The 6,364-nt window shown below is 41.5% G+C and carries 7 protein-coding genes; 2 read left to right on the top strand and 5 right to left on the bottom strand.

The genetic code is table 11. The features are described 5' to 3' along the window. Positions 1-754, top strand: a 754-nt coding sequence (murJ, locus tag VZ94_RS14385) for a murein biosynthesis integral membrane protein MurJ (RefSeq protein WP_157844941.1), incomplete at its 5' end; no start/stop codon positions are given. 72 nt (positions 755-826) lie between these two features. Here murJ and VZ94_RS14380 read toward each other — a convergent pair. Then, entirely contained in the window at positions 827-1,420 is a 594-nt protein-coding gene (locus VZ94_RS14380; RefSeq protein ID WP_239649963.1) for a DUF1097 domain-containing protein, read from the bottom strand. An 810-nt stretch (positions 1,421-2,230) separates the two neighbouring features. Continuing rightward, the gene (locus VZ94_RS14370; protein ID WP_045779759.1) at positions 2,231-2,668 is read right to left on the bottom strand and encodes a hypothetical protein; all 438 of its coding nucleotides are present in this window, start codon (positions 2,666-2,668) and stop codon (positions 2,231-2,233) included. A 276-nt stretch (positions 2,669-2,944) separates the two neighbouring features. Between VZ94_RS14370 and VZ94_RS14365 the strand changes: the two genes are divergently transcribed. After that, positions 2,945-3,679, top strand: a complete 735-nt coding sequence (locus VZ94_RS14365; protein ID WP_045779758.1) for a response regulator — start codon at positions 2,945-2,947, stop codon at positions 3,677-3,679. Between the two features lie 141 nt (positions 3,680-3,820). Here the strand turns inward: VZ94_RS14365 and VZ94_RS14360 are convergent, their stop codons facing one another. From VZ94_RS14360 to VZ94_RS14350, 3 genes are read right to left on the bottom strand one after another with little or no spacing between them, the layout of a single operon-like run. Continuing rightward, the gene (locus VZ94_RS14360) at positions 3,821-5,185 is read right to left on the bottom strand and encodes a sensor histidine kinase (RefSeq protein ID WP_045779757.1); all 1,365 of its coding nucleotides are present in this window, start codon (positions 5,183-5,185) and stop codon (positions 3,821-3,823) included. A gap of 12 nt (positions 5,186-5,197) precedes the next feature. Continuing rightward, complete coding sequence (locus VZ94_RS14355; RefSeq protein ID WP_045779756.1) at positions 5,198-5,764, bottom strand: YfiR family protein; 567 nt, start codon at positions 5,762-5,764, stop codon at positions 5,198-5,200. A gap of 28 nt (positions 5,765-5,792) precedes the next feature. After that, positions 5,793-6,143, bottom strand: a complete 351-nt coding sequence (locus VZ94_RS14350; protein ID WP_131655572.1) for a TonB-dependent receptor — start codon at positions 6,141-6,143, stop codon at positions 5,793-5,795. Positions 6,144-6,364: the final 221 nt, after the last annotated feature.

Genomic DNA, 6,364 nt, shown 5'->3' with positions numbered 1-6,364 from the left:
GGATACGCTAGTGGCGTCTTTACTGAGTCCCGGTAGCGTGTCTTGGTTGTATTATTCTGACCGGTTAGTGGAATTTCCATTAGCTGTTTTGGGGATGGCGTTGGCCGCAGTCATTTTACCTAATTTAGCCAAGCATCATGCTGCGAATGATGTGCTAGGCTTTCAACAAGCATTAAACGCGGGTGTGCGTATGGTATGGTTGCTGGCATTACCAGCGACGGCTGGGTTAATTGTTTTAGCTAAGCCTGTTTTAACGACATTGTTTCAATACCATGAGTTTACGATTCATGATGTTAACCAAACCAGCCAAAGTTTAATCGCCTATGCCTTGGGGCTTCCTGCCTATATGTTAATTAAAGTATTAATTCCGGGGTTTACTTCAAGGCAACAAAGCCAGTTATTAGTGCGCTATGGTATTTATGCGATGTTAACCAGTTTATTAGGTAATGTACTGGCTATTCCTTTTGCTCATGCTGGTTTGGCATTGGCCACGTCTTTAGGGGCTTGGTGTAATGCTGGACTGTTGTTGAGAAAACTACATCAGGATAAGTTGCTAAGTATCGGTAAGCATGAGCTGGTATTTTTTGTGCGCTTAAGTCTAGCTGTGTTGGTGATGGTAGCGGTATTAGTGAATTACGTCGATGCTACGATGTGGTTTACATGGAATGCATTGACGCGCGTTTGCCTGGTTGGCGTTTTGGGTGGCTGTGGCAATGTTACTGTATGGTGTCAGCTTGCTAAGTTTAGGTTTTAAAAAGCGTGATATGGGCTTGGATTAGTCAATCATATCGGCACCTTATTGGTGCCGATACCTTAGACTAAAAAGCTATTGTTTAGTCCATTTGGCTGCTAACTGTCCTGAGAATTGACCAAAATAAGTGCCAACTACGATTGAGATTGAAATCACTAAGAGCGGATTACTTAACGACACTGTTAATAACACATCTTGAGTAAGTTTATCCGGTGTTTGTAATAAATAGGCGAAGGTGGATGAATAACCTAATACGCTAGCGGGAATTGACGCTAAACGAGGGCAGCTAGCGGCTAAACACAAAACTATGACCGCTAAGGTAACGGTTAATGCCGCCATGAAAGGGAAGCCTAAGGCTGTGTCAGGTGAGATTTGAGTGAGTAACACGGCAGTCAGCCATGCCATAGCAACACCAAAAATACCGCAGGTAATCGTATTAACTAACGCTTCTTGATTAGCGCCAAGTAAAAAATAAGCTGCCCAAGCGATGGTGGCTGCCCAGATAAAAAACACGCCGCTTAATGGTCCTACGGCTAAGAAAGTGGCAACGCCTGCTAATAAGCCTATGCTTAATGATAAGGCGGTTAATTTATTTAATGTGCATAATTTATCGAGTGCCATTAGTTTTTTGCAGGTTGTTAATTTTTCATTTACCAGCTTCATATTCATTGTTCGCTCCTCAGTAAACCCTTTTCATAAAAATTGTCTTAAGCACATGAGTGCTTAAATCCTAGAATGCTTTGGGTTATCCCCAAAACAGCTTCGATGTTAGCAGAGATTGTTTGCTAACGACAAGATGGTCAAAGAAAATGTCGAAATTAAAGCGAGCAGCTAGTGTTCGGATTGGTGCGTGGCGTACCAACCCGAACTTTTTTTAAGCGAGTTTATTGTCTTTTTGGACAAACCACAGCCGTATATTCAACATCAGTAATCTTAATCAACTCGCGATTTTCCTTGCTAGGTGCTGCGCCTAAAAAAAGTGAGTACTTTACCTTTAAGGTCGGCGACATTGTTTGGGTTGTCTCGCACTTTAATATCTAGTTCAACTAAACGCGGTAACGCTTCCAACGCTGCAAAATCTGTGGTCGCCAGAGGTTGTAAAAACGCCCTCGCCAATCATAAAAATAATTTTATCGGAATGGAACACCAGTGAACTGTTCAATGCTGTTGGGCAATTAGTAATGGCTGCTTTGCCAATGTATTCGACAGTTGGAACCGCAGCGTGTGCTGAGTTCGCTATAAATAATCCTAGTGCTAAACAAGTGCTAGTGGCTAATGATTTTAGTGTATGTAAGTTCATGATACTATGCTCCTGCCGTGAAACGGCGATTAAGTTAAAGCGATGGGCTACCCCATCAAGGTTTGGCAGTCATTGACTTACTGCCTGATTTCGGCGGTTCAATTGGGCAATAATTGAACCGCCAATACAATTCTGTGTGTTTTTCAGTAGGTTGAGTGTTTTGAGTAAATAACCAAAAGTTATGGCACATAAAGCTGAACGTTTTGTAAGTCGTCTTGTAGTATTTCGTTAAGATTACCATCTTGATCGACATCAACAATCCCATCGACAATATCAACTCGATTTCTGGTAGGCACGCCCGCAACGCCGTTTACGGTGTCTTCATCATTTAAGTCGCAACTCGATAAATCATCGCCGAAGTTGACAATACCGTCTTCATTGACATCGACTTTGCCGTCTATAATATCGACTCTGACCGGCATGGCTCCATCGCACCATAAAACAACATTGTTTAAATCATCGTTGACACCGATGGCGCCGTTTTCCTGCACATCGATAAATCCGTCTAAAATATCCACTTCATTGAATGTAGCCTTAGCCTGAGCGCTTGATGCAACTGCTAAACTAAACAATAATGACAAAGCGATAATGGGTTTTGCTAATGTGTTTTTGTTCATTTGAGTTCTCCGGTTTGTTGAAGTAAAAACTGCTGAACTTATTGAGTCCTAGCATGGGTAAGCCAAATGCGCTAATCGGGTTGATATAGATTGTCAGGACCTTTGGCTTGGTGCTAACTTTACGCGTTTCTCGGTGAAGCGACTGGCAAGAAACCTAGGAAGAAAATGAAGAGAAGCTGCTCGTTCTTTCATTAATGAACTAAGCATGAATATCAATGATGCTTTATGAAACTTGGTAATTAGTTAAACAAGCCGTCACGGGGGATTAAAAGAGTTATGGCAATTAAAATAGCGTTAGTCGAAGACGATGAAATCATCCGCGACAATTATGCAGAAATTCTAGCGGATGAAGGGTTTGAGGTGGTGGTCTTCGGCACTCGCCAACATGCGATTAATTATTTTCAGCAACAATTGCCAGACATTGCGATTCTTGATGTCGGTTTGCAAGAAGAGCGGGATGGTGGTTTTAAACTTTGTTCAGATTTACGCCGATTAGCGCCTAAATTACCCATCATTTTTTTAACATCACGCGATGAGGAAATTGATCGTATATCAGGCTTGCGTTTAGGTGCCGATGATTACATCACTAAAGATGCCAGTATTAAGTTTCTGATGGTCAGAATAGAAGCGTTATTGCACCGCATCGAAGTGATTACCCAAGGTGAACAAATGGTTAAAACAGCAGCGCCAACTGTTAAGAAAGACACCATGCTTTTTGAGCTTGGCAGCCTTAAAGTTGATCGTAACCAATTAAAAGCAACATGGAAAAATCTGCCATTAGAGTTGAGTTTAACGCAATTTTGGATACTTTATGAGCTGGTAGCCAATCCAGGTGAAGTTAAAACCAGTGATAAGTTAATGCAGGCGGCTAAGATTTGCGTTGAACCGAATACGATTACTGCGCATATTAAAACCATTCGCGCCCGGTTTCGTGATATTGACAGTGACTTTGATTGTATTAAAACAGAGCGCTCTGCCGGGTATCGCTGGCTAGATAAACATACTGAGTAAAGCATGAAGCATTACGTGGTCAGAATAGGCAGCGTGACCGTAAAAACAGCACCGTCGTTATCGGGTAAATCATCAGCACGGACAACTCCGCCGTGCCATTCGGCGATGAGCTTAACTAAATAAAGCCCTAGACCTAAATTATCATTTTTTCCATTGTCCTGCTTCGCGCAAGGAAACGAAAAGATCAAACATTTTTTCTTTATCTTTAGGAAGGCTAACGCCTTGGTTAGCGACCGATAATTCGACGCTTAGGTGTTGTCGCTGTAAGCGAATGGTAATAGGCGTGTCGTTTAGGCAGTGATCGAACGCGTTATTGACTAAATTATCGAGCAGTTGTCGAAGTCGGTCTGAATTTCCCAAAATCGTTGCATCACATGCTATGTCATCAATAATGCAATATTCAGGAAACAGTGATTTGTATTCATCGACTTGTACTTTAACCATGTGTCCTAGATTGACAGCGATTAACGGTTCTTTATATATCATCGCTTCTAAACTGCTGGCATGGCTGACACTGGCTAATAAGACATCCATATAATTTAAACTTTTGTTAGCGCGTTCCAGGTAGACGTTAATGGATGGCTGTTGCGAGCGGCGCTGAATAAGCTCTAGCGAGCTTTTAATGCCGATAGACGCATTTTTTAATTCATGTTTTAAAAATCTAGCCATATTTTCTAACCATTGAATACGGCGATTATTGGCTTCAGTTAATTCATCGGTACGCTCGTCAATTAATCCCTCTAAGTGTTTGCGGTACTTGGCCAGTTTTTGGTCTCTGATTTCAATTTGTTCCAGCATACTATTAAAACTATTGATTAATTGGCCTAGCTCATCAGCGCTTTTATTAGTAATTCTGACTGAATAATCATCGCTTTCGGCGACTTTACTGGTGACTTTTTGTAGGTTTAGAATCGGGAGCGAAATCAGTTTATGCAAATGGCTGGAGACGACTAAGCTAAGCGTAAAGCAACCGATTAACGTAATAATGACCCAATTGAGATAACGGGTCATTTTGGCTAAAAACAGACTCATATCGGCTTTAATAACGACATGGCCAATTTTTTGCTGTTCAAAATAAATATCATTAACAACAGTAATGACGCCGGTTAAAGGTTTCGTTTTGGTTAAAGCCAGTAATTGCGTGAGCCAGGTGTATTGTTGATTAATCAAGTGTTGCTCAATCAAATAAGGCATGGCTGGGGTCGTGTATTCGGCAAATAACAAGCCTTCTTCCTGAAAAATAGCCGCATAAATAATTTCTTTTTTGATCGCTAAGGCGTGTAGATTTTCGTTAGCCGTTTTTGGGTCGTTAAACGTTAACGAGCCAGTGCTACGCGAGCCAATAATTTGAGCTAATGTGCTCAGCTCGGCTTCAATATCTTGATGCATACTCACGGCTTCATTGATTGATATAGCGACGGCCATCGCAACAATGCCTATGCTCGCGCTAAGCATCATCATGGCTATGAGTTTTGTTTTAATGGATAACTGCTGTAATCCTTTCATCGCTGCGTCCTTTTAACGTGGTGTTGTGTTAACCAAGGTCGCAAGTTCAATGATTTTCGAGCTAATGCTTAGCCCGGCTTCATTTACTGCATTGGGATTAATTTGAAATTGAATGTGTTCACCTGATTTTACCAACGTAATCATGCCGCCATGCGCGGAAAAATTGCTAATATCGCTAATGGTGAGTATCGGCAAAGGGTGTAACCTGCTCAGTAATGTCGGCAGATTTTGTGATTCTGAATGGCTGATATAGGCGATATGACAATGGTTTAACGATGCTTCTGATAATACGCCGCTGTTAAATACCTCGATTTGTATTGGTTTGTTTTTAACCGGTTTATCTTGAATAGTGTCTAATGCCGCTTGACCAAACGGATTTCTGCCGATAATGCAAAAACCAAAGGTGTTATTACTGTCATTTAGTTTAGTCACCGGCCAATCGGTAAACAGCGCAAATTTGTAACTATACAACGCTTTCAACGTATCTTCGCCTAATCCTTGCTCATAAGCGGTCGGTGCTACTAAATACATTAGCAGGGCTAGGGTAAAACCAGGTAAGGCTTTTAAAGTGCTAAACACAAGCAGTCCTTTCGGCAGTCTGTGCGCGCTAAAATTTTACATGGGCTTGCAGCCAAAACATGCGTTCGACATGCAAAGGATTAAGCGCGACTGCATCATAAAATTCGGCGTGATGGTCGTTGTTAAGATTATTAGCGATAAATGCTAGTTCTAGTTGCTTAACAGGTTGCCACGCTAAACGCATATCGAGCGTGACATAACTGGGAATAGCTTGCGTGGTAAAAATGCCTGATGCGGGACTGGTGTAGCGTAACCACCAATCCATTTCAATTTGTGATGTAATATCAAATGAGCTTCTAAACGCGTATAAAAAACTGGGGTCGCGGCTAGTGGTGTTGATAAATAAATTATTAATTTTACGTTTTGACTGTATGTCCATTTCCATCAGACTGGTGCTGAGCTGCAAGCGTACTTTGTCGATAGGACGCCATACCAGTGCGGTTTCAAGCCCTAGTGAGCTACTTTTTTTGATGCTGCGCTCTGGAAACCATTTAAAAAAATTGGTTATCAGCGACTAGACTGTTGTGGTATTGATTGTAATAGGCGGCAATATCAATAGAAAAAATATCAGTATTCCAATAGCGATAACCTAACTCATAA

The sequence above is a fragment of the Methylocucumis oryzae genome (genome assembly GCF_000963695.1).
Classification (GTDB): Bacteria; Pseudomonadota; Gammaproteobacteria; order Methylococcales; family Methylomonadaceae; genus Methylovulum; species Methylovulum oryzae.
Note: the sequence above shows the minus strand (reverse complement) of the source record. Positions and strands in the feature narration are given on the sequence as shown.

Excerpts from the sequence above, each read along its gene's own strand:
- VZ94_RS14380 (WP_239649963.1), bottom strand. The coding sequence starts at position 1,420 with ATGAATATGAAGCTGGTAAATGAAAAATTAACAACCTGCAAAAAACTA.
- VZ94_RS14370 (WP_045779759.1), bottom strand. The coding sequence starts at position 2,668 with ATGAACAAAAACACATTAGCAAAACCCATTATCGCTTTGTCATTATTG.
- VZ94_RS14365 (WP_045779758.1), top strand. The coding sequence starts at position 2,945 with ATGGCAATTAAAATAGCGTTAGTCGAAGACGATGAAATCATCCGCGAC.
- VZ94_RS14360 (WP_045779757.1), bottom strand. The coding sequence starts at position 5,185 with ATGAAAGGATTACAGCAGTTATCCATTAAAACAAAACTCATAGCCATG.
- VZ94_RS14350 (WP_131655572.1), bottom strand. The coding sequence starts at position 6,143 with ATGGACATACAGTCAAAACGTAAAATTAATAATTTATTTATCAACACC.